Genomic DNA, 25,302 nt, shown 5'->3' on the forward strand with positions numbered 1-25,302 from the left:
CAATCGTCCCAGCCTGCTTTTATCAATTGCATAATCAATCAAAATTACCGAAATTTCATGCATAATCACATAAATCACTTTTGCTTATCTTGTGTCAGATTTTTTTATCTCCTTATGGATTTTAGGCAAAAACAGTAGCATGAAACGTCATTGCCAATTAAGGCAGTATAAAATGCTGGTTTTCTCATCAGTTCAAGGCAGGATAAGGGTTAACACGCCTTTATGACAGTCAGGAAATGACTGCTTCCCTAACGACGCCTCTTTTCAACTTAATTAACAAATCCTTTTTAATTTCAATAAATTAATAAAGAATTTTGCGCTAAAGCACATTTCTGTACCAATAAGCTTGCCATTTGACCTGTATCAGCTTTCCCGATAAGTTGGAAATCCGCTGGAAGCTTTCTGGATGAGCAGCCTGCTCATCATATTTATGCAGTAATTGAGATCCCCTCTTCACCGTATTAATCGATGCGAAAAGGACAACAAGGGGGCGAATGCGAGGCGCGCGTATGAAACGCAAACCCCGTCGCCACGCTCTTTCTGTGCCCGTGCGCAGCGGTTCGGAAGTGGGGTTCCCGCAGAGCCTGGGGGAGGTTCACGATATGTTGTACGATAAATCCCTTGAGAGGGATAACTGTGGTTTCGGCCTGATCGCCCACATAGAAGGCGAACCTAGCCACAAGGTAGTGCGTACTGCAATACACGCACTGGCCCGCATGCAGCACCGTGGCGCGATTCTCGCCGATGGTAAAACCGGTGACGGTTGCGGCTTGCTGTTACAAAAACCGGATCGCTTTTTTCGCATTGTTGCGCAGGAGCGAGGCTGGCGTTTAGCGAAAAACTACGCCGTCGGGATGCTTTTCCTGAATAAAGATCCTGAACTCGCCGCGACCGCACGCCGCATCGTTGAAGAAGAGCTGCAACGCGAAACGTTGTCGATTGTCGGCTGGCGTGATGTCCCCACTAACGAAGGCGTGCTGGGTGAAATCGCCCTCTCCTCTCTGCCACGCATTGAGCAAATTTTTGTGAACGCCCCGGCAGGTTGGCGTCCGCGCGATATGGAGCGCCGTCTGTTTATCGCCCGCCGCCGCATTGAAAAGCGTCTCGAAGCTGACAAAGACTTCTACGTCTGTAGCCTGTCGAATCTGGTGAACATCTATAAAGGTCTGTGTATGCCGGCGGATCTGCCGCGCTTCTACCTGGACCTCGCGGACCTGCGTCTGGAATCGGCCATCTGCCTGTTCCACCAGCGCTTCTCCACTAACACCGTACCGCGCTGGCCGCTGGCGCAGCCGTTCCGCTACCTGGCGCATAACGGTGAAATCAACACCATCACCGGTAACCGCCAATGGGCGCGCGCGCGTACCTATAAATTCCAGACACCGCTAATCCCTGACCTGCACGACGCCGCACCGTTCGTCAACGAAACCGGCTCTGACTCCAGTTCCATGGATAACATGCTGGAACTGCTGCTGGCGGGCGGGATGGATATCATCCGCGCCATGCGTCTGTTAGTACCACCCGCCTGGCAGAACAACCCGGATATGGACCCGGAACTGCGTTCCTTCTTTGACTTTAACTCCATGCATATGGAGCCGTGGGATGGCCCGGCGGGCATCGTGATGTCCGATGGTCGTTTTGCTGCCTGTAACCTCGACCGTAACGGTCTGCGTCCGGCGCGCTACGTCATCACCAAAGATAAGCTCATCACCTGCGCCTCTGAAGTCGGTATCTGGGATTATCAGCCTGACGAAGTGGTCGAAAAAGGCCGCGTGGGGCCAGGCGAACTGATGGTTATCGACACCCGCAGTGGGCGTATTCTGCACTCGGCAGAAACCGATGACGATCTGAAAAGCCGCCATCCATATAAAGAGTGGATGGAGAAAAACGTCCGCCGTTTGGTGCCGTTTGAAGACTTGCCCGATGAAGAAGTGGGTAGCCGCGAACTGGACGACGACACGCTTGCCAGCTACCAGAAACAGTTTAACTACAGCGCGGAAGAGCTGGACTCCGTAATTCGCGTACTGGGTGAAAACGGTCAGGAAGCGGTCGGTTCGATGGGCGACGACACCCCATTCGCCGTGCTCTCCAGTCAGCCGCGCATTATTTACGATTACTTCCGCCAGCAATTTGCCCAGGTCACCAACCCGCCAATCGACCCGCTACGTGAAGCGCATGTTATGTCGCTCGCCACCAGCATCGGGCGTGAAATGAACGTCTTCTGTGAAGCAGAAGGCCAGGCGCACCGTTTAAGCTTTAAATCGCCGATTCTGCTCTACTCCGATTTCAAACAGCTCACGACGATGAAAGAGGAGCACTACCGCGCAAATACGCTGGATATCACCTTTGACGTCACTAAAACCACGCTCGAAGCGACGGTCAAAGAGCTGTGCGACAAAGCAGAACAGATGGTGCGTAGCGGCACCGTGCTGCTGGTGCTTTCTGACCGGAATATCGCTAAAGATCGCCTGCCGGTTCCGGCTCCGATGGCGGTTGGCGCGATCCAAACCCGTCTGGTCGATCAAAGCCTGCGTTGCGATGCCAATATCATCGTCGAAACCGCCAGCGCCCGCGACCCGCACCACTTCGCCGTGTTGCTGGGCTTCGGCGCGACGGCTATTTATCCGTACCTGGCCTATGAAACGCTGGGCCGCCTGGTAGACACCCACGCGATTGCCAAAGATTATCGTACCGTGATGCTCAACTACCGTAACGGCATCAACAAAGGCTTGTACAAAATCATGTCCAAAATGGGCATCTCCACCATCGCGTCTTACCGCTGCTCGAAACTGTTCGAAGCGGTCGGTCTGCACGATGATGTAGTGGGCCTGTGCTTCCAGGGGGCGGTCAGCCGCATTGGTGGGGCAAGCTTTGAAGACTTCCAGCAGGATCTGCTGAATCTGTCGAAACGTGCCTGGCTGGCGCGTAAGCCCATCAGCCAGGGCGGCTTGCTGAAATATGTGCACGGTGGCGAATACCACGCCTACAACCCGGACGTTGTGCGCACACTGCAACAGGCGGTACAAAGCGGCGAGTACAGCGACTATCAGGAATACGCGAAGCTGGTTAATGAGCGTCCGGCAACCACGCTGCGCGATCTGCTGGCAATTACGCCGGGTGAAAACGCAGTCAACATTGCCGATGTTGAACCGGCAAGCGAACTGTTTAAACGCTTCGATACCGCTGCGATGTCTATCGGCGCGTTAAGCCCGGAAGCCCACGAGGCGCTGGCGGAAGCGATGAACAGCATCGGCGGTAACTCGAACTCCGGTGAAGGTGGTGAAGATCCGGCGCGCTACGGCACTAACAAAGTGTCGCGCATCAAGCAGGTGGCTTCTGGTCGCTTCGGCGTTACTCCGGCGTACCTGGTCAATGCTGACGTCATTCAGATTAAAGTCGCCCAGGGCGCGAAGCCGGGCGAAGGCGGTCAGTTGCCGGGCGACAAAGTCACTCCTTACATCGCCAAACTGCGCTATTCGGTGCCCGGAGTGACGCTGATCTCCCCGCCGCCGCACCACGATATCTACTCTATCGAGGACTTAGCGCAGCTCATTTTCGACCTCAAGCAGGTCAACCCGAAAGCGATGATCTCCGTGAAGCTGGTTTCTGAACCGGGCGTTGGTACCATCGCGACTGGCGTGGCGAAAGCTTATGCGGACTTGATCACCATCGCAGGCTATGACGGCGGCACCGGCGCAAGTCCGCTTTCATCGGTGAAATACGCAGGCTGTCCGTGGGAACTCGGCCTGGTGGAAACCCAACAGGCGCTGGTTGCCAACGGCTTGCGTCATAAGATCCGTTTGCAGGTCGATGGCGGCCTGAAAACAGGTGTCGATATCATCAAAGCGGCGATTCTCGGCGCAGAAAGCTTCGGCTTCGGCACTGGCCCGATGGTGGCGCTCGGCTGTAAATACCTGCGAATCTGCCACCTGAACAACTGCGCCACCGGTGTAGCAACTCAGGATGACAAACTGCGTAAGAACCACTATCACGGCTTACCGTTCAAAGTGACCAACTACTTTGAATTTATCGCCCGTGAAACCCGCGAGCTGATGGCGCAACTGGGCGTAACGCGCCTGGTGGATCTGATTGGCCGTACCGACCTGCTCAAAGAGCTGGACGGTTTCACCGCCAAACAGCAGAAACTGGCGCTGTCGAAGCTGCTGGAGACTGCCGAGCCGCATCCAGGTAAGGCGCTCTACTGTACCGAAAACAACCCGCCGTTTGATAATGGCCTGCTAAACGCGCAGTTGCTGCAACAGGCAAAACCGTTTGTCGATGAGCGTCAGAGCAAAACCTTCTGGTTCGATATTCGCAACACCGACCGTTCCGTGGGTGCATCGCTTTCGGGCTATATCGCCCAGACGCACGGCGATCAGGGGCTGGCAGCCGATCCGATTAAAGCGTACTTCAACGGCACCGCAGGCCAGAGCTTCGGTGTGTGGAACGCGGGCGGCGTGGAACTGTACCTGACCGGTGATGCCAACGACTATGTCGGTAAAGGCATGGCGGGCGGCTTAATCGCCATTCGTCCTCCGGTTGGCTCAGCCTTCCGCAGCCATGAAGCAAGCATTATCGGCAATACCTGCCTGTATGGCGCGACCGGTGGTCGTCTGTATGCCGCAGGCCGCGCGGGTGAACGTTTCGGCGTGCGTAATTCCGGTGCTATCACCGTGGTAGAAGGCATTGGCGACAACGGCTGTGAATATATGACGGGCGGTATTGTCTGTATTCTGGGTAAAACCGGCGTTAACTTCGGCGCGGGCATGACCGGCGGCTTCGCTTACGTTCTCGATGAAAGCGGCGATTTCCGCAAACGCGTTAACCCGGAACTGGTCGAGGTCTTAAGCGTTGACTCCCTGGCGATCCATGAAGAGCATCTGCGTGGTCTTATCACCGAGCATGTTCAGCATACCGGTTCCCAGCGTGGTGAAGAGATTCTGGCTAACTGGTCAACCTTCGCCACGAAATTTGCGCTGGTTAAACCGAAGTCCAGTGATGTAAAAGCACTGCTGGGTCACCGTAGTCGTAGCGCAGCAGAGTTGCGCGTGCAGGCGCAGTAAGGGGTAGCAACAATGAGTCAGAATGTTTATCAATTTATCGACCTGCAGCGCGTTGATCCGCCAAAGAAACCGCTGAAGATCCGCAAAATTGAGTTTGTTGAAATTTACGAGCCGTTTTCCGAAGGCCAGGCCAAAGCGCAGGCTGACCGCTGCCTATCGTGCGGCAACCCATACTGCGAGTGGAAATGCCCGGTACACAACTACATCCCGAACTGGCTGAAGCTCGCCAACGAGGGGCGTATTTTTGAAGCGGCAGAACTGTCGCATCAGACCAATACCCTGCCGGAAGTTTGCGGACGTGTCTGCCCGCAGGACCGTCTGTGCGAAGGTTCCTGCACGCTGAACGATGAGTTTGGCGCGGTGACCATCGGCAACATTGAGCGTTATATCAATGATAAAGCGTTCGAAATGGGCTGGCGTCCGGATATGTCCGGCGTGAAGCAAACCGGTAAAAAAGTGGCGATTATCGGCGCAGGCCCGGCGGGTCTGGCGTGTGCGGATGTCCTGACGCGCAACGGCGTAAAAGCGGTCGTCTTCGACCGTCACCCGGAAATCGGCGGCCTGCTGACCTTCGGTATTCCGGCCTTCAAGCTGGAAAAAGAAGTGATGACGCGCCGCCGTGAAATATTCACCGGCATGGGTATTGAATTCAAACTCAATACCGAAGTGGGCCGCGACGTACAGCTGGACGATCTCCTGAGTGATTACGATGCCGTGTTCCTTGGCGTCGGGACTTATCAGTCAATGCGCGGCGGACTGGAAAACGAAGACGCCGATGGCGTGTACGCAGCGCTGCCGTTCCTTATCGCCAACACCAAACAGTTAATGGGCTTTGGTGAAACTCGCGAAGAACCGTTCGTCAGCATGGAAGGCAAACGCGTGGTGGTACTTGGCGGTGGCGATACCGCGATGGACTGCGTACGCACGTCTGTACGCCAGGGGGCAAAACACGTTACCTGTGCCTATCGTCGTGATGAAGAGAATATGCCGGGTTCCCGCCGCGAAGTGAAAAACGCGCGGGAAGAAGGTGTTGAGTTCAAATTCAACGTCCAGCCACTGGGTATTGAAGTGAACGGCAACGGCAAAGTCAGCGGCGTGAAAATGGTGCGCACAGAAATGGGCGAACCGGATGCCAAAGGCCGTCGCCGCGCGGAGATCGTGGCAGGATCCGAACATATCGTTCCGGCAGATGCGGTGATCATGGCGTTTGGTTTCCGCCCACACAGCATGGAATGGCTGGCAAAACACAGCGTCGAGCTGGACTCACAAGGTCGCATCATCGCCCCGGAAGGCAACGATAACGCCTTCCAGACCAGCAACCCGAAAATCTTTGCTGGCGGCGATATTGTCCGTGGTTCCGACCTGGTAGTAACCGCTATTGCCGAAGGCCGTAAAGCGGCAGATGGGATTATGAACTGGCTGGAAGTTTAAATTGCAGCCTCCCGTGTAGCCCGCTTAAAACGGGTTACACGGGATAAAGTTATCTTTTTCCGAAAAACTACACTTTCCGCTATCCGCCATTGTTTCCTGAATTTACCGCCCGCTATACTCACTACAAATTTGCGATGGACGCGCAATACGCTGTTACGGAAAACAGTCTCCTCCTGCTTTGCTTAACGCCTCCTTGACCCCATCGATTTCCCCACGCCAATAGAGAATTGTAATGGAACTGACCGTTGAATCAGTGCAAGCCCTGGCGCCCGATGACGCCTCGGTTAAAGCGGCTCGTGGCCTGGTTGCCCCCGCAAAATGGCCGACGCTGGGATATAGCGAGACCGCGTTCTGGGGAGAATGTAAAGGCAGCGGCTCCCGCCCTTATCAGGTACGGGTCGACAGGCAGGATCTGGCCTGTAAATGTTCCTGCCCCAGCCGTAAATTCCCCTGTAAACATAGCCTTGCGTTGCTTTTGCTCCAGGTGCAACACACCGCAAGTTTCACCGCTGGCGAGCCGCCGGAATGGGTAAGCGAGTGGCTAACCTCGCGCCAGCAGCTAGCGGTTCGCAAAGAAGAAAAGAAAGAGCAGGCTGAGGCAAAAGCTGCCGACCCGCAGGCTGCCGCCAAACGGGAAGCGGCACGCAACCAAAAAATGACGGCGGGGCTGGATTTCCTCGAACAGTGGATGCACGACCTGATCCGCCACGGTCTGGCGCAGATCTCTGCACAACAGTTGCCTTTTGCCGGGATCGCCGCCCGCATGGTCGACGCTCAACTACCGGGAATTGCCGCTCGCCTGAACAATCTGACCACTCTTTTTACTACCGCCGAGGTATGGCCATCGAGCCTGTGCAAAGAACTGGGGCAGCTACAGCTGATTATTGACGCCTGGCGCCAGCAACAAATGTTATCCCCGGCACAACTTAGCGATCTCCATGCAGCATTGGGAATAACCCCGGATAAACATGACATCGCTGACGGACTAACCTGCCTTGATAACTGGCAGGTCTTAGGCCAAAGCGCGCAAGAAGAGAATAATCTGTGGCGACGCCGGGTCTGGCTGTACGGAGAAAAGAGCCACCGCACCGCGCTACTGCTGGACTATTCACACGGTGGTAAAAACTTTCCCCAGCACTTTATCACCGGGCAAGTCTGCCAGGGCGCGCTTGCCTTTTTCCCTGGCGCATCACCGCTACGGGCGCGGATTGTGGAGCCGTTTACCCGCGGTGAAAGATTCCCGCTTGCAGAATTACCCCTCCCGGACGCGCTGCATGACATGGCGCAGCGGCTTAGCGCGAATCCCTGGCAATGGCCTCTGCCGCTGCGAGTAAGCGAAATATTGATTTACCCGCACGAGAGCGGCTGGCGATTCGTCTCGACACAGGGCCAGCACTTACCGACGCACCTGTCGTCGGACGAGGGTTGGCGGTTACTGGCGGCCAGCGGCGGCGCGCCGTTTATGCTAATGGGGGAATGGGATGGTCAGCAGCTGACGCCCTGTAGCGCCTGGCTTGCCGGTAGCGTGATTTGGGCAACCGGAGGCGCACAATGAACGAATGGCAAAATTTAACCCGCACAGCGCTACTCGGCACAGACAAAAAAGCGTTCACACCGTCGGCGTCGCAAAGTGAGATTGGGCTGTTACTGTCTGAACTGGCGAATAACACATCCGCAGAGCAACAGCTACTGCGCTCGGCGGGCGTTCTGGCGCTCTGCCATCTGGCTGGCTGGGTGCCGCAGGCGATTGACCCCGCACCGCTGCCGGAAATCGATAAAGAAAATGCCGAGCCAATAAACAACCCGGCTTTTGCGGGACTGCTGCATCTGTTGCTGGCAGAAGGGCCGCCGCGTTTACTGTGGTCAGCGCTTGATCACCTGGTCCAGCGTCAGCTTCTTTCTCCGCCCCTGCTGTTACCGGCACTGCTGTTACCGGCACTGCTGAATTACGGCGTACAAAATCCATCAATACGCGGCATTCTGCCCAATGTCCTCGGCGCTCGCGGGCGCTGGCTGGCGCAAATTAACGCCGACTGGCGCTATTTTCTTGCCTCCGTTGACGCTCCGCTGGATGAAGAAATGTGGCTGCACGGCACGTCCGAACAGCGTCTGCAATATCTGACGCAAATGCGCATTCGCGCCCCGGAACAGGGTCGCGATCGGCTGGCGCAGGAGATGAGTTCGCTGGATGCCCGCGAACGCGCACAGCTGCTGGCTGTGCTGGAAGTGGAGATCTCCCAACACGACGAAGCCTTTCTGGAACAGACATTATCCGATCGCAGCAAAGAGGTGCGGCAAACTGCGGCACGGTTACTGTGTTGTCTGCCGGAAAGCGCCTGGATCTCGCGCATGAAGTCTCGGTTAGCGCCGTTGCTCAGTTCATCCCCCGCTCCTGAGACCTTACTTGAAAGGCTAAAAGGCTTATCCGGCAAAGAAAAAATGCTGCACGTCGCCCTTGATGCCCCGGAGGCGTTCTTACCAGAGTGGAAGGCCGATGCGCTGGAAGAAACTAAGCCCAAAGGCGAAAAGTTGGGCCAGCGCGCATGGTGGCTGTATCAGATAGTTGCAGCGGTTCCGCTCGACTGGTGGCAAACGCAACTGCAGGCTACCCCCGTTGAACTGCTGCGCTGGGCCGGGAAAACCGACTGGCAGAAGGCGCTACTGCGCGCCTGGTATCACGCCGTACTGCGCGAAAAAAATCCGCAGTGGGCGCAGGCGTTTCTCGCCATGCTGCCCGTCGGAATGAGCATTCATCATCCTGCAGGCGTGAAGATTAACGCCTTTGAGCTTTTGCAATGTCTGCCTGTAGAAGAACACGAGCCGATGTTACGGTCATTGTTCTCAGTGGTGGGCGGCGAACATTTACATCGCTACATCAGCCTGTTACCGCTGGATGCGTCGCTCTTTAGCCTGCGCCTGAGCCAGCAAATGGTCACGGAGCTACACCGTTGGGTGAAACATGATTCCGCGCGCTTTGACTACGCCCTGCGCCATGTGATGAGTGATTTCGCCTGCCTGCTGGCCCCCGAAGTCCTCAATGATGTCATTGACAAGTGGCCGCACGACGCACAACAAACGCCTTATTGCGAGGCAGCCTTTACTGCCCTGAGCGCCGCGCTGGCGCACCGAATTCAACTTAATTCGCTTTTTGTCGGAGAAACCACTTTATGAATGCTACCGCTACTGCCGCCGTTTTACGCCGACATGCCGAACAACAATTTGCTGAAGAACTGGATGAGCTGCAAAAAAACGATACTCATCCGCGCCCGGAAAACTGGGCCATTTCTCCATGGTCCGTCGCCACCTATCTGTTGGGCGGGCAGCTGGAAAATGGCTTTGAGGTCACGCCGAAATATATCGGCAACCGGCGGATTATCGAAACCGCCGTTGCCACGCTGGCAACCGATCGCGCACTGCTGTTGTATGGCGTACCCGGCACTGCGAAATCCTGGGTATCTGAACATCTGGCGGCTGCCATCAGCGGCGACTCAACGTTAATTATTCAGGGCACCGCAGGCACCGGTGAAGAACAAATGCGTTATGGCTGGAACTACGCGGAGTTGCTCTCTAAAGGTCCGTCACGTTTGGCGCTGGTAGAAAGTCCGTTGATGCGGGCGATGGCGCGCGGGCAGATTGCACGCGTAGAAGAGCTGACGCGTATTCCTGCTGATGTTCAGGACACGCTGATCACGATCCTGTCGGAAAAAACGCTGCCTATCCCCGAACTGAATGAAGAGGTCCAGGCGACGCGCGGCTTTAACGTTATCGCCACCGCCAACAACCGGGATAAAGGCGTTAACGAGCTTTCTTCCGCGCTTAAACGTCGTTTCAACACGGTCATTTTGCCCGTACCCGCCAGCGAAGAAGAAGAGATTAACATTGTCACTCGCCGCGTCGCCGAACTGGGTCAGGCGCTGGCACTTCCTGCCGAACCGCCAGCGCTTAAAGAGATCCAGCGAGTCGTGCAAATCTTCCGCGAACTGCGAAACGGCCTGACGGTTGACGGCAAAACGAAAATTAAGTCGCCAACCAGTACTCTCAGCACCGCGGAGGCGATCTCCGTTATCAACAACGGTATGGCGCTGGCGGGCCATTTTGGCGACGGCGTGCTGCATCCGCGGGATATCGCCGCAAGCCTTATCGGCGCGGTGGTAAAAGATCCCGTGCAGGACGACGTGGTATGGCGTGAATATCTGGAAACTATCGTCAAAGAGCGCAGCGACTGGAACGATCTCTATCGCGCCTGCCGCGAAATTGTGTAATCAGCAAGGCAACCACTATGACTGAACAAACCGTTCATTTGTTTGGCATCCGTCACCATGGCCCTGGCTGCGCGCGCAGCCTGCGAAAGGCGCTGGAGACGCTACAGCCCGACTGCCTGCTGGTGGAAGGGCCGCCCGACGGCGAATCCATCCTGCCTTTCATGCAGCATGAACAGATGCAACCGCCGGTCGCGCTACTGATTTATGCCCCGGACGACTCACATCACGCCGCGTTTTACCCCTTTGCGGCGTTCTCCCCGGAATGGCAGGCGCTGCGCTATGGTTTTGAGCAAAATATCGCCGTGCGCTTTATGGACTTGCCCATCAGTCATCAGTTCGCGCTTGATGACGAAAAAGAGAGCGATGACGATGATGCCGTTGAAGCCAGTCCCGACGGCGATCCGCTGGACTGGCTGGGCCGCGCCGCCGGTTACACCGATGGGGAAAGCTGGTGGAGCCACAGAGTAGAGGAACGCGAAGATGATTTGTCTCTGTTCGAGGCGATTCGCGAGGCGATGATTGCCCTACGCCAGGCAACTCCCGAAGCCCGAAACTCAGCCAGAGATCAACTGCGTGAAGCGTATATGCGCAAGACGCTACGTCAGGCGAAAAAAGAGGGCTTCTCGCGCATCGCGGTAGTCTGCGGTGCGTGGCACGTTCCGGCGCTGGAAAACCTGCCGCCCGCAAAGAATGATAACGAACTGCTGAAAAATTTGCCGAAGTGCAAGGTCGCGGCAGCCTGGACGCCCTGGAGCTACGAGGCGTTAAGCCGCGCCAGCGGTTATGGCGCAGGGGTGGTGTCACCGGAATGGTACGATCATCTGTGGCGTTATCAGGGCGCTTCTCACCGCGATATCGGCTGGCTGTCACGCGCGGCAAGGCTGTTTCGCGAAGCCGATCTCGACTGTTCCAGCGCCCACATTATCGAAGCGGCGCGGCTGGCGCAGACGCTGGCGATTATGCGCCATCACCCGCAGCCGGGGCTTGACGAACTTTGCGAAGCGCTGCAAACCGTAGTGTGTATGGGCGAAAGCGCGCCAATGCAGATGATTCGCCAGAAGTTAATTGTCGGCGACGCGCTGGGAAGCGTACCGGATGATACGCCCGTCGTGCCGCTCCAACGCGACATTACGCAACAGCAAAAAACGCTGCGCCTGAAGGCAGAAGCCAGCGAAAAAGTGCTGGATCTTGATCTGCGCAAACCCGGCGATCTGGCGCGTAGCCATTTACTGCATCGCCTGACCTTACTCGACATTTCCTGGGGCCGTCTGGCTGGACAAGGAAATAACAGCAAAGGGACGTTCCACGAAGTCTGGTCGCTGCGCTGGGAACCGGCACTGGCAATGAACATCATTACCGCCAGCCGTTGGGGTAACAGCATTGAGCAGGCCAGCTCCCGCTATGCCATTGTGAGGGCGCAATACGCCAGCACGCTGCCGGAACTGGCAAAGCTTATCCAACAAGTGCTACTGGCCGATTTACAGGCCGCGATTGCCCCCATCGCCAATACACTGGAATCACTGGCTGCCACTCAGGGCAATATCGAACAGTTGCTGGAAGCCCTGGCACCGCTGGTGGCGATTGTCCGCTACGGCAACGTGCGCCAGACCGACTCTGGTATGGTAATGCAGGTACTGATGAGCCTCGCCCCGCGCGCCGCCATCGCCCTACCCAGTGCCTGTTCGGCGCTCAACGACGACAGCGCCGCCAGTATGAGAGAAAAAGTTATCGACGCTCACGCCGCGCTGCGGTTGCTGGATAACGAAGATCTGTTGGCGGGCTGGTTGCAGGCGTTGATGGTGCTGGCAGAGGGCAGTACCGCACACGCGCTGCTTCGCGGAACGGCGACGCGCCTGTTGTTTGATCTGCAAACGTTAACGACAGAACGGATCACCACGCTGATGAACCTGGCGCTATCGCCAGCCAATCCCCCGGCGGAAAGTGCCGCATGGGCGGAAGGTTTCCTCAACGACAGCGCGATGGTGCTACTGCACAATAGCGAATTATGGCAGTTGATCGATGCCTGGCTAAGCGGCCTGAACGACAATCACTTCACCCGGATCCTGCCGATGCTGCGGCGGACATTCGGCCGTTTTTCCAGCCCGGAACGCCGCCAGTTAGGCGAACGCGCCGCGCAGGGCGAGCGTGTCGCGCAGCAAGAAGAGACCAGCGGTATATGGGATGAACAGCGTGCCGCGTTAATGCTGCCGCTACTGCGCCGCATTCTGGCTTTGCCACCACACGAAAGGGAAAATCATGTCGAGTAACGAGATGGAACGGCTGCGCCGCTGGCGTCTGATCCTTGGAGAAGATGCCGACAATGCCTGTAACGTGGCGCTGGATGCCAGAGAGTCCGCGATTGATGCCGCGCTGGCGGCGCTCTATCAGCCAGACGGTAAACATGGATTACGCGGCGGCACGGGTGGATCGTCACCCAAAGTCGCTCGCTGGCTGGGTGATATTCGCCAGTATTTCCCCTCTTCTGTGGTTCAGGTGATGCAAAAAGACGCCTTTGAACGTCTTAATTTGCACAGTATGTTGCTGGAGCCAGAGATGCTGGCAAACGTCCAGCCTGATGTTCATCTGGTCTCCACGCTGATGTCGCTGAATGGCGTAATTCCGGCCAAAACCAAAGAAACCGCCAGGATTGTGGTGCGTAAAGTTGTCGAGCAATTGATGAAACAGCTTGAAGAGCCAATGCGTAGCGCGGTAAGCGGCGCTCTTAATCGTGCGGTACGTAATCGTCGCCCGCGCCACGCGGAAATTGACTGGCAGCGCACCATTCGCGCCAACCTGCGCCACTGGCAGGAAGAGTACAAAAGTATTGTTCCTGAAACGTTAATCGGCTACGGGCGCAAGTCTCAACGCACGCAAAAGGAGATCATTTTATGTATCGACCAGAGTGGGTCGATGGCCTCCTCGGTGGTCTATTCCAGTATTTTTGGCGCAGTAATGGCATCGCTCCCGGCGGTAAAAACGCATCTGGTGGTTTTCGACACCGCAGTGGTTGATATGACAGAGAAGCTCGACGATCCGGTAGAGCTGCTGTTTGGCGTGCAGCTGGGCGGCGGCACCGACATCAACCGCGCGGTAGGTTACTGCCAGTCTTTGATTCGCGATCCGCGTAATACCATTCTGGTGCTGATTTCCGACCTCTACGAAGGTGGTGTGGAACGCAATCTGTTGCAACGCGCCAGTGAGTTGATTCAGTCCGGCGTACAGGTGGTTACCCTGCTGGCCTTAAGCGACGAAGGCGCACCGTTTTACGACCGGTCACTGGCAGGAAAACTCGCCGCCATGGGTATTCCCTCCTTTGCCTGTACCCCTGATTTATTCCCCGGCATGATGGCCGCCGCCATTCGTAAGGAAGATGTGAATCTGTGGGCTGCGCAAAATGGCGTAGTGACAGCAAGAGAAACTTCCTGAAAATTCTGGTCGGATGCGCCCGCTCCGGCCTTTTTATTTGCTTCATCTTCAGCACAACGTTACAGCACAATTGCTGGAAAGCGCCTCGCATAACGTGAAGAAAACCCATGTAACAAGCCCACCTGGATTGTTACCGGCAGATGCCCGGCGTATAGCTGATCCCATTATTCAACGCAGCGCCATATAAAGGGACAGATAATGGAATCGCTCTCAGAAGGAACCACAGCAGGCTACCAGCAAATCCACGACGGTATTATTCACCTGGTCGATAGCGCCCGCACGGAAACGGTACGTAGCGTTAACGCGTTAATGACCGCGACATACTGGGAAATTGGTCGACGGATTGTCGAATTTGAACAAGGCGGCGAGGCCAGAGCGGCTTATGGTGCACAGCTTATCAAACGGCTCTCAAAGGATTTAAGTCTAAGGTATAAGCGTGGGTTCTCTGCAAAAAACTTACGCCAAATGAGGCTTTTTTACCTCTTTTTTCAACATGTTGAAATTCGCCAGACAGTGTCTGGCGAATTAACACCATTGGGAATTCCGCAGACACCGTCTGCAGAATTCCCATCGGCAAAGATTTGGCAGACGCTGTCTGCCAAATCCTTCCCACTGCCCTGGTCCACCTACGTCCGTCTACTTTCCGTTAAAAACGCTGACGCCCGCAGCTTTTATGAAAAAGAGGCGCTCCGCTGTGGTTGGTCTGTCCGCCAGCTAGAGCGGCAAATTGCGACCCAATTTTATGAGCGGACACTACTGTCATATGACAAATCAGCCATGCTGCAACAACACGCCCCTGCCGAGACGCATATTCTTCCGCAACAGGCGATACGCGATCCCTTTGTGCTCGAATTTTTGGAATTGAAAGATGAATACTCAGAATCCGATTTTGAGGAGGCGCTGATCAACCACCTGATGGATTTCATGCTGGAACTTGGGGATGATTTTGCCTTTGTTGGTCGACAGCGAAGGTTACGCATTGATGACAACTGGTTTCGTGTCGATCTGCTGTTTTTCCACCGCCGTTTACGCTGCCTGCTAATCGTCGATCTAAAAGTGGGCAAATTCAGCTATAGCGATGCCGGACAGATGAATATGTATCTCAACTACGCCAAAGAGCACTGGACGCTACCGGATGAAAATCCGCCCATCGGTCTGGTTCTCTGTGCAGAAAAAGGAGTCGGAGAAGCACATTATGCACTGGCTGGTTTGCCTAACACCGTTCTGGCAAGCGAATATAAGATGCAACTACCTGATGAAAAACGACTCGCGGATGAACTCGTTCGAACACAAGCGGTGCTAGAGGAAGGCTATAGACGCCGTTAATTTCAGCGGTTTCGAATTCTGCAGACAGTGTCTGCAGAATCTTTAAAACGAACTAAGTTTTAAGCCATTAAATCAGCCTTAACCTTCACCACAACCTTTTTAATCTCATCAGGTTCGCCGACAACGCATCCTGGTTTATGCGGTTCTCCCGGCATAAACACGGCGAACATTCCCGGTTTTAAGATGATGGCTTGCTCGTTCTCAATGGCGCTGCAAAGCTGGTAATCATCTTCATGGTGGAACTCTTCACACTGACGCGCAGTGCCTGCCATGCCAAACAGGATCCGTTCCTCACCGTTTAATAACAGCTGGATATCAATGTACTGCTCGTGCAATTCCGCTTTTTTCTCGACGGGCGATTGAGTGTTAAACGTCATGACATTCATAAAGATATTATCGCCCTGTAATTCGTAACGACCCGGCGCTTTTTCTTGCGGTCTGGCAGCTAATGCCAGTGTTAACGCGTCCTGTAACGCAGGATGTAATCCGGCAGACGGTAATGACTGTACTTCACCCATCATCATAATTTTTCTCCCTGGGCCAACAGCGCAGCCCCAAGTAAACCTGCATCATGGCGGTAGTGCGCCGCCAGTAAATCAACATGAAATGCCGCTGGCTCCTGCGCCAGATACGTCTCCACCAACGCCAGATACCCTTCTGCCAGACCAACGCTGCCACCGACCACTACGCACTGACAATCAGTTGTGGCTTTAATATCAGCGATCAGCCTTGCCAGCACATGTGCGGAGCGGTGAATCAGTTGCTGCGCCTGCTCATCGCCCTGCCCGGCGTGCGTGAAAATAGTTTTCGCATTCGCACCAGCCAACTCCCCTTGCGCTGCCGCCGCAATGCCGCGACCAGAAGCAATCGCCTCCACGCAACCTGTGCGTCCACAGCCGCAGACTGGACCATGCGGATCGGCAAGCGTATGCCCGATGTGCCCCGCCAGACCTCCAGGGCCGGTAAGCAGTTTGCCGCCGCTCACTACACCGCCGCCGACGCCAGTGGAAACAGTGATAAACACCATCTCGGTTATATCGCCTTCCAGCGCCTGATACTCTGCCCATGCTGCGGCCTGCGCGTCGTTAATGGCAATGGTCGGCAAATCGGTAAGCTGCTCCAGTGTTTTGACTAACGGAAAGTGTAGTAATCCACCAAGATTATGCGGATTTAGCGCCAATAAACTGCCGTCGCGAATAATTCCGGTTGAAGCGATAGCAACCCTCTGCGCGTGAGCTTGCAACGGAGAAACTAATACGGCTAAGGCTTCACGCAAGGCTTCTGGTGTCTGGCTAGCAGGCGTAGGAAGTTCACGGCGATCGCGGATCTGCCCATCAGCGCCAATCAGCGCGGCGGCAAGTTTAGTACCGCCGATATCAATCGCCAGTGTAGTCATAGCACCGCCTTTTTCATCGCTGTGTTGTACCACTGACAAATGTGTTCAAGACGCGTGATAGCAGAACCGACCGTTACCGCCCATGCACCGTGTCGCATCGCATCCGCCGCCTGAGCAGGCGAGTTGTAACGCCCTTCGGCAATCACCCGACATCCGGCGTCGCTTAATGTTTTCACCAGTGCCAGGTCTGGCTCTTCTGGCGTTTCAGGCGTGGTATAGCCAGAAAGCGTAGTACCAATAATTTCGGCTCCCAGCTTTTGGCAAGCCAGGCCGTCTTCCGGCGTTGAACAGTCGGTCATCGCCAGTAAACCGTGATGGTGAATACGCGCCAGCAGTGTTTCAACTGGAACCGGGCGCGGGCGATCGGTGCCATCAATAGCGATGATATCCGCACCCGCCTGCGCCAGTGCATCAACATCTTCAATATAGGCCGTGATGCGTACCGGAGAATCCTCCAGATCGCGCTTCACAATCCCGATAATCGGCACGCTCACCACCGCACGCGTGGCTTTCAGATTTGCCACACCTTCAATACGAATGGCAACCGCTCCCGCCTGCTCTGCCGCTAATGCCATGGCGGCGACGATTTCAGGTTTATCGAGTGGGCTGTCCGGAACCGGCTGGCAGGAGACAATCAGGCCACCGTTAGCAGCGATTTTTTGATCCAGTTGTGCAAGTAACGACATACATCTTCCCTTAGCGAAAGGCCCGGTAGAAGACCGGGCAACAGGATTAACTTTTGGTTTTGACTAAATCGTTTTTAGCGCTGCCAAACGGCACGGCACCGCTAAATGGTTTGCCGTCGATAGCGTCATGAGTACGCAACGCTTCCGGGCGCAACCAACGCTGAACGCGAGAAGGCATATCCAGCCCAATCAGCAGGATCACCACGAACGTCAGGCTAAACGAAAGCGATGCCAGCGCAGTACCCAGATCCAGACGTTGAGCGATCAACGCGCCGATGATTGGGGCCAGTGCGCCGCCCAATGCGCCAACGTTGTAGGTAAAGCCCAGCCCCGCTGCACGCTGGTCGGTATCGAAATAACCGCCAATCAGTTTCGGTAAGATCCCGGCGATCCCTTGTCCAAGCATTTGCTGGAAGAACAGTAACAAACCGAGCACCCAGACGTTTGCGCCACCAATCGCAAATACCGGAATAATCAGCAGCTGTGAGGCCAGCAGACTGCAAACGTACGCTTTGCGGGTTCCCAGCCAGTCACCGAGGAAGCCACCGACGCAGCACCCCACCGCCGCACCAAAGCCACTAAAGAACAGCACATTGGCGACAGTATGCGGGTTATAAGCAAGTTCAGTTTTAAGATACGTTGGCAGCAGCGCCTGAATCGGCCATGAGTAGAGGAAAGCAAACAACACGACCACCATCAGCATTACGCCCGTTGGCCAGCGTTTGCCCGTACTCTGTACCATAAAGCTGATAAAGATTGCGGCGCATAACAGCCCGAGTACAGCGACGATTGCGGCATTTTGCAGGTTACCGGCGAAGCAGAACCACAGCGCAGTGGCCGCCGCCAGTGTCATCACGATATTGGCGATACGATGTTCACCACGGTAGAGAATATCCACCATTGTGCGTACTGGTGCTTTACCTGCGTGTTTCTCTTTCCAGTCTTCCGCTTCCGGGATGTTTTTACGCAGCCAGAGAGCAAAGATGATTGGTAAGATGCCGATAAAAAACAATGCACGCCAGCCCCAGACCGGAACCACCAGGCTGTAGACCTGAGCGGCAACGACGGCACCCACCGAGAAGCCTGAAATCAGAAAACCACTGGCTTTGTTACGCAGATGTTTTGGCCAGCTTTCAATGACATAGGTGGCGCTGGAACCGTATTCACCCGCCATCCCCATGCCGATGACCAGACGAGCAATAAACATGGTGATGTAGCCTGGCGCAAAGCCGCAGGCCAGCGTCCCGGCCGAGAAGAGAACGATACTGGTAACCATTGCCAGACGACGCCCGTAGCGGTCGCCCATAGCGCCAAGCATCAGGCCGCCGAACCAGCGAGAGATAAAGGCTGCGGAGATCAGACTTGCCGCCTGTACCGTCGTCAGCCCGAATTCACCTTGTACTTCGGTGAGTACCAGGGCGATTAAAACGAAATCAAAACCGTCAAGCAGATATCCCAACCAGGCAGCGGAAAATGCGCGCCATTGTGCGCGGTTGAGATGGCGATACCACGGGATATTCTGGGTTGTAGTACTCATTGTGAGTCTCCCGCGGTGGGCGATGCCCACACGCTTTGGTATAAAAATTGTAGGGTACAGATGCGTTTATTTCCCCTCACCCGGTAGGGGCGAGCGAGGGGAAACAACTCACCCGCGCTCTTGCATCAACTGCTGGGCTAGCGCCTTCAGTTCTGGCAGATATTTTTCATCGACCGGACCAAACGGTTTGCGGCACAGCGGCACAGAAACGACATCCATATAGTGCAGGACCGTTTTCAGGCCGCGGAATACGCCCGTTTTGATCAGTAAATCAATGACTTTATTACATTCGGTTTGCAGCTTCTGCGCGGTCTGGATATCGCCTTCTTTCAGCGCCTTCACGATACCCTGATAACGCCAGCCCATAATGTTGTAAGTACTGCCGATACCACCATCAGCGCCCGCCAACAAACCAGAAGCAAAGATTTCGTCGTAACCGTTATAGAGCACCAGATCCGGATGTTCACGACGGATCTGCTCCATCTGATAGAGATCGCCAGAGGTCTGTTTCAGCGCGCCGACACCAGGCAACGTAACCAGAGTGTTAATCTGATCCAGGGTCAGTTTAACGCCGCTTAACGCCGGAATGTTGTACACCACCATCGGCAACCCATCCGCCGAATCAATAATTGCCCGATAGTGATCGCAGTGTTCTTCAAAGCTGAAAGGGTAGTAGAACGGCGTGACGGCGGAGACGGCATCGAAGCCATAACGTTTGGCTGAAGACGCAAGCTGTTGGCTTTCAGCAGTGCTGACGCAACCTACATGAGCGATGAGTTTAATCTTGCCTTTCGCCTCTTCGGCGACGATTTCCAGTACCTGTTCACGCTCGGAAAGGCTTTGTACAAAGGCTTCGCCGGTAGAACCACCCACGTATAAACCGTCGATGCCCTGCTGAATATTGAACTGAACCAGGCGACGCAGACTCGCTTTATCCAGTGCTTGTTGTTGATCAAAAGGAGTCAGGAGTGCGGCCATTACGCCACGTAAATTCGTTGCCATAAATACCTCTGAAGTGATGCTTGTCTGATAAACGATATACCTTTATACCTGTTATACCAGATCAATTAAGCAACACCCCATACAGAAAGCTTATAATGCGATCTGCTTCACTAAAGTGGCATTATTTCTTTTTGTTGGTGGTCTGACCGAAGGCGTGCCAGGTAGCAGAGACGCTGTTGAGATGCGATTGCAACGCGCGATCGGCTTCGTCAGGATCATGACGACGGATCGCGTCAACGATCGCAATATGCTGTTGATAGCTAACGTTGTTATGCTCGTGCAGAGCCTGATCAGCTACGGTTGGGCGTGCGGCGATCAGCCAATCGAGCAGGGCAACATGGATCGCCATAAAGATCGGATTGCCGGGGATCTCCGCCAGCACGCGGTGGAAATCAACGTCTGAACGAATGAATGCCGCGTTGTTATCCAGCGACTGACTGTTGATTTCCAGTGCTTTTGCCAGCAAATCAATTTGCTCATCGGTGGCATGTTCAGCCGCATAGCGCACCAGGCTGGATTCAAAGAACAGACGTAATTGTTCGAAATGGGCAATTCCGCCAGGATGAGAAAGGAAATCTTTCGCCATGCCGGAAAGCTCGCCGATGATGGTGTCCGCTGAAGGACGCGAGACGCGGGCACGTTCGCCGTTGTTTATTTGCACCAGACCTTTGCGTTTTAACGCTGCCAGCGCTTCGCGCACAGAAGGACGCCCGACGTTAAAGAACGCCATCAGTTCGCGTTCAGACGGTAATTGTTCACCTTCGCCAAATTCACGACGGCGGATCATCTGTTCCAGCTCTTCTTCCACCATTTCGGAGAGTTTTTTACGCGCCAGCGGGCGGCTGCGCAAGTTGCGACCAATTGCAGGTGAAGAATCTTCGGTTTGCGAATCAAATGCGTTCATAAGGCCCATTCTGTAAGGTCAGTGTGATTAACATCATCAGTGACATCCTATCACAGGATTGAAAGTAGGGGGAAATGGCGGTTTTTTCTCTTTGTGTCTCATTATTATCATAATTAACGTAATAATTAACTATTGCGAAAATTAGTGTAACGCCGATAAAAACATCCTGAATGAATTATTCATAAGACTATTCACAAGCATTATGAATATTACGAATATGTTCTTACAAAATAATCATAAATGCATATTTTATAATGAAAAATCGCCTCATCCAGAATTAAAAAATACGACACCAACACCATAAATAGCCTTGCAAAAAATATAACATCACTGTTTTCAATCTGCCGTTTATGGGATTGACCGTTTTCTTTTGACACGGAGTTCAACAATGTTCGGCATAATTATATCTGTCATCGTATTAATGACGATGGGCTATTTGATCCTGAAAAACTACAAACCTCAAGTGGTGCTGGCTGCCGCAGGTATCTTCCTGATGATGTGCGGTGTCTGGTTAGGGTTCGGTGGAGTACTCGATCCCGCCAAAAGCAGCGGCTACTTGATCGTCGATATTTATAATGAAATCCTGCGCATGCTGTCCAACCGCATTGCCGGGTTAGGGTTGTCGATTATGGCGGTGAGCGGGTATGCCCGCTACATGGAGCGCATAGGAGCCAGTCGGGCGATGGTGAGCTTGTTAAGCCGCCCGTTAAAACTCATTCGCTCGCCGTATCTTATTCTGTCGGCAACTTACGTTATCGGCCAAATCATGGCGCAGTTTATTACCAGCGCCTCCGGTCTGGGTATGTTGCTGATGGTCACCTTATTTCCAACACTAGTGAGTCTGGGAGTAAGTCGACTCTCTGCGGTGGCAGTTATCGCAACCACGATGTCCATTGAGTGGGGGATTCTGGAAACGAACTCTATTTTTGCGGCCCAGGTGGCAGGAATGAAAATTGCCACTTACTTCTTCCACTACCAGCTTCCGGTCGCCTCTTGCGTCATTATCTCGGTAGCGATCTCTCACTTTTTCGTGCAACGCGCTTTTGACAAAAAAGATAAAAATATCAATCACGAGCAGGCGGAGCAAAAAGATCTCGATAATGTCCCACCGCTCTATTACGCCATTTTACCGGTGATGCCGTTAATCCTGATGCTCGGCTCGCTGTTCCTCGCCCACGCTGGACTGATGCAGTCAGAACTGCATCTGGTGGTGGTGATGTTACTGAGTTTGACGGTGACGATGTTTGTTGAGTTTTTCCGCAAGCATAATTTGCGCGAAACAATGGACGATGTGCAGGCGTTTTTTGACGGCATGGGTACGCAGTTTGCCAACGTGGTAACGCTGGTGGTCGCGGGTGAAATATTTGCGAAGGGCTTAACGACAATTGGCACTGTCGATGCGGTTATCAGGGGCGCAGAGCATTCTGGTCTGGGCGGTATTGGCGTGATGATTATTATGGCGCTGGTCATTGCCATTTGTGCCATTGTGATGGGCTCAGGCAATGCGCCGTTTATGTCATTTGCCAGTCTTATTCCGAATATCGCAGCCGGACTACATGTACCAGCGGTTGTAATGATTATGCCGATGCATTTTGCCACGACGCTAGCGCGCGCTGTTTCGCCGATTACTGCGGTGGTGGTCGTTACGTCAGGAATTGCAGGCGTTTCGCCTTTTGCGGTAGTGAAGCGGACAGCGATCCCCATGTCAGTCGGTTTCGTGGTGAATATGATTGCCACTATCACGCTATTTTATTAAGCGATTAAAAAGACAAAACAGGCCGCCAGGGCCTGTTTTCATTTTACTTCACAACGCGTAATGCCGGTCGACCACCGCGTGGTGGCTGCGGAGGTTCATCGTCAGGATGAGTGTCATCATCGTGATCTGGCTTGTCGCCATCGATAACCGACATAACGGTTTCGTTGTCTGCCGATGCCTCTTCATCATTCATGATGCTGGCATCTTCATCGTAGGCAGCTTCAGGTTCAAACATCGTGCCTGCGCCATTTTCACGGGCGTAGATAGCCAGCACGGCAGCCAGCGGCACAGAAACCTGACGCGGAATGCCACCAAAGCGCGCGTTAAAGCGCACCTCATCATTCGCCAGTTCCAGATTGCCGACAGCACGCGGCGCAATGTTGAGTACAATTTGCCCGTCACGCGCATATTCCATAGGAACCTGCACGCCTGGGAGCGTCACATCCACCACCAGATGCGGCGTGAGCTGGTTATCCAGCAACCACTCATAGAATGCACGCAGCAGATAGGGACGACGTGGTGTTAGCTGTGACAAATCCATACAGATTAACTCCGGCCCAGACGCATTTCGCGTTCTGCTTCCGTTAAGGAAGCGAGGAAAGAGTCACGCTCAAAGACGCGGGTCATATAGCCTTTCAGCTCTTTCGCACCCGGACCGCTGAATTCGATGCCCAGTTGCGGCAGACGCCACAGCAGCGGAGCAAGGTAGCAATCGACCAGGCTGAACTCATCGCTCAGGAAGTACGGCTTCTGACCGAAGACCGGCGCAATCGCCAGCAGTTCTTCGCGCAGTTGCTTACGTGCGGCATCTGCTTCAGAAGCTGAACCGTTGATGATGGTGTTCATCAGCGTGTACCAGTCTTTTTCGATGCGATGCATGTACAGACGGCTTTCACCGCGAGCTACCGGGTAAACAGGCATCAGTGGCGGATGCGGGAAACGCTCATCCAGATATTCCATAATGATGCGAGATTCCCACAGGGTCAGCTCACGATCCACCAGGGTCGGAACGCTCTGATTCGGGTTGAGGTCAATCAGATCCTGAGGCGGATTGTCCTTTTCCACGTGTTCGATCTCGAAACTTACACCTTTCTCAGCCAGCACAATGCGGACCTGATGGCTATAGATGTCAGTAGGACCGGAAAACAGCGTCATTACCGAACGTTTGTTGGCAGCGACAGCCATGAAAACCTCCAGGTATAGTCAGAATTTTTACTGCTACCAGCCACCAGGTGGCCAGTCAGAAGTTGTGTTACCCAGTAAGGAACGACTCTCTTTGTTCGAAAATCAAACAAAAAATGAGCAATACCCGACATTTGGGCAGAAAATTGGATGATAGTTTACCAGATTTTGTGACCTTTGTGGTGAGTCGATGCCGGAAATGGGGAAAAAGAGATGCGCTTTAGTCTGAAATGGTTGACTTAGTCCCTTATCGGCGATGTGGTTTTTGTTTTCTGTCTGTCAGGCGACAGCAAAAATCAACATTCCTTTTTTTACGCTGATTCAGATTTTAGCCATAAAAAAACCCGCCGAAGCGGGTTTTTTCGCAAATTGTTTTCTGCCGGAGCAGAAACCAATTAACGTTTGGAGAACTGCGGACGACGACGTGCTTTACGCAGACCGACTTTCTTACGTTCAACCTGACGAGCGTCACGAGTAACGAAGCCAGCTTTACGCAGTTCAGAACGCAGGGACTCGTCGTATTCCATCAGAGCGCGGGTGATACCGTGACGGATCGCACCAGCCTGACCAGAGATACCACCACCTTTAACGGTGATGTACAGGTCCAGTTTCTCAACCATGTCGACCAGTTCCAGCGGCTGACGAACTACCATGCGGGCAGTTTCACGACCGAAGTACTGTTCCAGAGAACGTTGGTTGATTACGATTTTACCGTTGCCCGGTTTGATGAAAACGCGAGCTGCGGAACTTTTGCGGCGACCAGTGCCGTAGTATTGATTTTCAGCCATTGCCTATAATCCCGATTAGATGTCAAGAACTTGCGGTTGCTGTGCCGCGTGGTTGTGCTCGTTACCCGCGTAAACTTTCAGTTTACGGAACATAGCACGACCCAGCGGGCCTTTTGGCAACATGCCTTTAACCGCGATTTCAATCACACGCTCAGGACGGCGAGCAATCATCTCTTCAAAGGTCGCTTGTTTGATACCACCGATGTGGCCGGTGTGGTGATAGTACACTTTGTCAGTACGCTTGTTGCCGGTTACAGCAACTTTGTCAGCGTTCAGAACGATGATGTAATCACCGGTATCTACGTGCGGAGTGTATTCCGCTTTGTGCTTACCGCGCAGGCGACGAGCCAGTTCAGTAGCCAGACGGCCCAGAGTTTTACCGGTCGCGTCAACAACATACCAGTCGCGTTTTACGGTTTCTGGTTTAGCTGTAAAAGTTTTCATTAAAAGCTTACCCAATAAATAGTTACACGTTGGTGAACACCCAAACGTCTTCAATTGTTGAGGTTCACACGACAAAGTCCGGCAAACCTACCCCTTCGA

At 54.2% G+C, this 25,302-nt stretch carries 19 protein-coding genes; 9 read left to right on the plus strand and 10 right to left on the minus strand.

Annotated elements, in window-relative coordinates; all coding sequences use genetic code 11:
• Positions 1-602 precede the first annotated feature (602 nt).
• The 8 genes from gltB (at position 603) to QUF14_RS20105 (ending at position 15,508) form a co-directional block, all read left to right on the plus strand.
• Positions 603-5,063, plus strand: a complete 4,461-nt coding sequence (gltB, locus tag QUF14_RS20070) for a glutamate synthase large subunit (RefSeq protein WP_038813265.1) — start codon at positions 603-605, stop codon at positions 5,061-5,063.
• Positions 5,064-5,075: 12 nt separating this feature from the next.
• Entirely contained in the window at positions 5,076-6,494 is a 1,419-nt protein-coding gene (gene gltD, locus QUF14_RS20075; protein WP_000081680.1) for a glutamate synthase subunit GltD, read from the plus strand.
• A gap of 232 nt (positions 6,495-6,726) precedes the next feature.
• Complete coding sequence (locus tag QUF14_RS20080; RefSeq protein ID WP_286333077.1) at positions 6,727-8,049, plus strand: SWIM zinc finger family protein; 1,323 nt, start codon at positions 6,727-6,729, stop codon at positions 8,047-8,049.
• Entirely contained in the window at positions 8,046-9,665 is a 1,620-nt protein-coding gene (locus QUF14_RS20085; RefSeq protein WP_100733914.1) for a DUF5691 domain-containing protein, read from the plus strand. The genes QUF14_RS20080 and QUF14_RS20085 overlap by 4 nt, the downstream gene beginning before the upstream one ends.
• Positions 9,662-10,756 carry an ATP-binding protein gene (locus QUF14_RS20090; protein WP_000994482.1) on the plus strand — a complete coding sequence of 365 codons (1,095 nt, stop codon included), beginning with the start codon at positions 9,662-9,664 and terminating at the stop codon, positions 10,754-10,756. Before QUF14_RS20085 ends, QUF14_RS20090 begins: the two co-directional genes overlap by 4 nt.
• Before the next feature lie 17 nt (positions 10,757-10,773).
• Positions 10,774-13,023 (plus strand): DUF5682 family protein, encoded by a 2,250-nt coding sequence (locus tag QUF14_RS20095; protein ID WP_100733913.1) that lies wholly within the window; start codon positions 10,774-10,776, stop codon positions 13,021-13,023.
• On the plus strand, positions 13,013-14,182 hold the full coding sequence (locus QUF14_RS20100) for a VWA domain-containing protein (protein ID WP_000097505.1): 1,170 nt from the start codon (positions 13,013-13,015) through the stop codon (positions 14,180-14,182). The genes QUF14_RS20095 and QUF14_RS20100 overlap by 11 nt, the downstream gene beginning before the upstream one ends.
• A gap of 198 nt (positions 14,183-14,380) precedes the next feature.
• Positions 14,381-15,508: a PDDEXK nuclease domain-containing protein gene (locus tag QUF14_RS20105; protein WP_000445121.1), complete on the plus strand. Its 1,128-nt coding sequence runs from the start codon at positions 14,381-14,383 to the stop codon at positions 15,506-15,508.
• Between the two features lie 59 nt (positions 15,509-15,567).
• On the opposite strand, the gene nanQ is transcribed toward QUF14_RS20105, so the two are convergent.
• The 6 genes from nanQ to nanR form a co-directional block, all read right to left on the minus strand.
• Positions 15,568-16,032, minus strand: coding sequence for an N-acetylneuraminate anomerase (gene nanQ, locus QUF14_RS20110; protein WP_000979873.1), 465 nt, complete (start codon positions 16,030-16,032; stop codon positions 15,568-15,570).
• Entirely contained in the window at positions 16,029-16,904 is an 876-nt protein-coding gene (gene nanK / locus QUF14_RS20115; protein WP_000209045.1) for an N-acetylmannosamine kinase, read from the minus strand. Before nanK ends, nanQ begins: the two co-directional genes overlap by 4 nt.
• On the minus strand, positions 16,901-17,590 hold the full coding sequence (locus QUF14_RS20120) for an N-acetylmannosamine-6-phosphate 2-epimerase (protein ID WP_000054232.1): 690 nt from the start codon (positions 17,588-17,590) through the stop codon (positions 16,901-16,903). The genes nanK and QUF14_RS20120 overlap by 4 nt, the downstream gene beginning before the upstream one ends.
• A 46-nt stretch (positions 17,591-17,636) precedes the next feature.
• Positions 17,637-19,127, minus strand: a complete 1,491-nt coding sequence (gene nanT / locus QUF14_RS20125; RefSeq protein WP_000108466.1) for a sialic acid transporter NanT — start codon at positions 19,125-19,127, stop codon at positions 17,637-17,639.
• Between the two features lie 108 nt (positions 19,128-19,235).
• Positions 19,236-20,129, minus strand: coding sequence for an N-acetylneuraminate lyase (gene nanA, locus QUF14_RS20130; RefSeq protein WP_000224719.1), 894 nt, complete (start codon positions 20,127-20,129; stop codon positions 19,236-19,238).
• 121 nt (positions 20,130-20,250) lie between these two features.
• Positions 20,251-21,042: a transcriptional regulator NanR gene (gene nanR, locus QUF14_RS20135; protein WP_000523844.1), complete on the minus strand. Its 792-nt coding sequence runs from the start codon at positions 21,040-21,042 to the stop codon at positions 20,251-20,253.
• A gap of 379 nt (positions 21,043-21,421) precedes the next feature.
• Between nanR and dcuC the strand changes: the two genes are divergently transcribed.
• Entirely contained in the window at positions 21,422-22,789 is a 1,368-nt protein-coding gene (gene dcuC, locus QUF14_RS20140; protein ID WP_100733912.1) for an anaerobic C4-dicarboxylate transporter DcuC, read from the plus strand.
• A 43-nt stretch (positions 22,790-22,832) separates the two neighbouring features.
• Here dcuC and sspB read toward each other — a convergent pair whose 3' ends face one another.
• From sspB to rplM, 4 genes are all read right to left on the minus strand, one after another.
• Positions 22,833-23,330, minus strand: a complete 498-nt coding sequence (gene sspB, locus QUF14_RS20145) for a ClpXP protease specificity-enhancing factor (protein ID WP_000366126.1) — start codon at positions 23,328-23,330, stop codon at positions 22,833-22,835.
• Between the two features lie 5 nt (positions 23,331-23,335).
• Complete coding sequence (gene sspA, locus QUF14_RS20150; RefSeq protein WP_000257293.1) at positions 23,336-23,974, minus strand: stringent starvation protein SspA; 639 nt, start codon at positions 23,972-23,974, stop codon at positions 23,336-23,338.
• Positions 23,975-24,366: 392 nt separating this feature from the next.
• Positions 24,367-24,759, minus strand: coding sequence for a 30S ribosomal protein S9 (rpsI, locus tag QUF14_RS20155; protein ID WP_000829818.1), 393 nt, complete (start codon positions 24,757-24,759; stop codon positions 24,367-24,369).
• Positions 24,760-24,774: 15 nt separating this feature from the next.
• Positions 24,775-25,203: a 50S ribosomal protein L13 gene (rplM, locus tag QUF14_RS20160; RefSeq protein ID WP_000847559.1), complete on the minus strand. Its 429-nt coding sequence runs from the start codon at positions 25,201-25,203 to the stop codon at positions 24,775-24,777.
• Positions 25,204-25,302 lie beyond the last annotated feature (99 nt).

This window comes from Escherichia sp. HH091_1A, from assembly GCF_030295175.1.
GTDB lineage: Bacteria > Pseudomonadota > Gammaproteobacteria > Enterobacterales > Enterobacteriaceae > Escherichia > Escherichia coli_F.

Coding starts and splice junctions, on each gene's coding strand:
- gltB (WP_038813265.1), top strand. CDS start 603: ATGTTGTACGATAAATCCCTTGAGAGGGATAACTGTGGTTTCGGCCTG.
- gltD (WP_000081680.1), top strand. CDS start 5,076: ATGAGTCAGAATGTTTATCAATTTATCGACCTGCAGCGCGTTGATCCG.
- QUF14_RS20080 (WP_286333077.1), top strand. CDS start 6,727: ATGGAACTGACCGTTGAATCAGTGCAAGCCCTGGCGCCCGATGACGCC.
- QUF14_RS20085 (WP_100733914.1), top strand. CDS start 8,046: ATGAACGAATGGCAAAATTTAACCCGCACAGCGCTACTCGGCACAGAC.
- QUF14_RS20090 (WP_000994482.1), top strand. CDS start 9,662: ATGAATGCTACCGCTACTGCCGCCGTTTTACGCCGACATGCCGAACAA.
- QUF14_RS20095 (WP_100733913.1), top strand. CDS start 10,774: ATGACTGAACAAACCGTTCATTTGTTTGGCATCCGTCACCATGGCCCT.
- QUF14_RS20100 (WP_000097505.1), top strand. CDS start 13,013: ATGTCGAGTAACGAGATGGAACGGCTGCGCCGCTGGCGTCTGATCCTT.
- QUF14_RS20105 (WP_000445121.1), top strand. CDS start 14,381: ATGGAATCGCTCTCAGAAGGAACCACAGCAGGCTACCAGCAAATCCAC.
- nanQ (WP_000979873.1), bottom strand. CDS start 16,032: ATGATGATGGGTGAAGTACAGTCATTACCGTCTGCCGGATTACATCCT.
- nanK (WP_000209045.1), bottom strand. CDS start 16,904: ATGACTACACTGGCGATTGATATCGGCGGTACTAAACTTGCCGCCGCG.
- QUF14_RS20120 (WP_000054232.1), bottom strand. CDS start 17,590: ATGTCGTTACTTGCACAACTGGATCAAAAAATCGCTGCTAACGGTGGC.
- nanT (WP_000108466.1), bottom strand. CDS start 19,127: ATGAGTACTACAACCCAGAATATCCCGTGGTATCGCCATCTCAACCGC.
- nanA (WP_000224719.1), bottom strand. CDS start 20,129: ATGGCAACGAATTTACGTGGCGTAATGGCCGCACTCCTGACTCCTTTT.
- nanR (WP_000523844.1), bottom strand. CDS start 21,042: ATGGGCCTTATGAACGCATTTGATTCGCAAACCGAAGATTCTTCACCT.
- dcuC (WP_100733912.1), top strand. CDS start 21,422: ATGTTCGGCATAATTATATCTGTCATCGTATTAATGACGATGGGCTAT.
- sspB (WP_000366126.1), bottom strand. CDS start 23,330: ATGGATTTGTCACAGCTAACACCACGTCGTCCCTATCTGCTGCGTGCA.
- sspA (WP_000257293.1), bottom strand. CDS start 23,974: ATGGCTGTCGCTGCCAACAAACGTTCGGTAATGACGCTGTTTTCCGGT.
- rpsI (WP_000829818.1), bottom strand. CDS start 24,759: ATGGCTGAAAATCAATACTACGGCACTGGTCGCCGCAAAAGTTCCGCA.
- rplM (WP_000847559.1), bottom strand. CDS start 25,203: ATGAAAACTTTTACAGCTAAACCAGAAACCGTAAAACGCGACTGGTAT.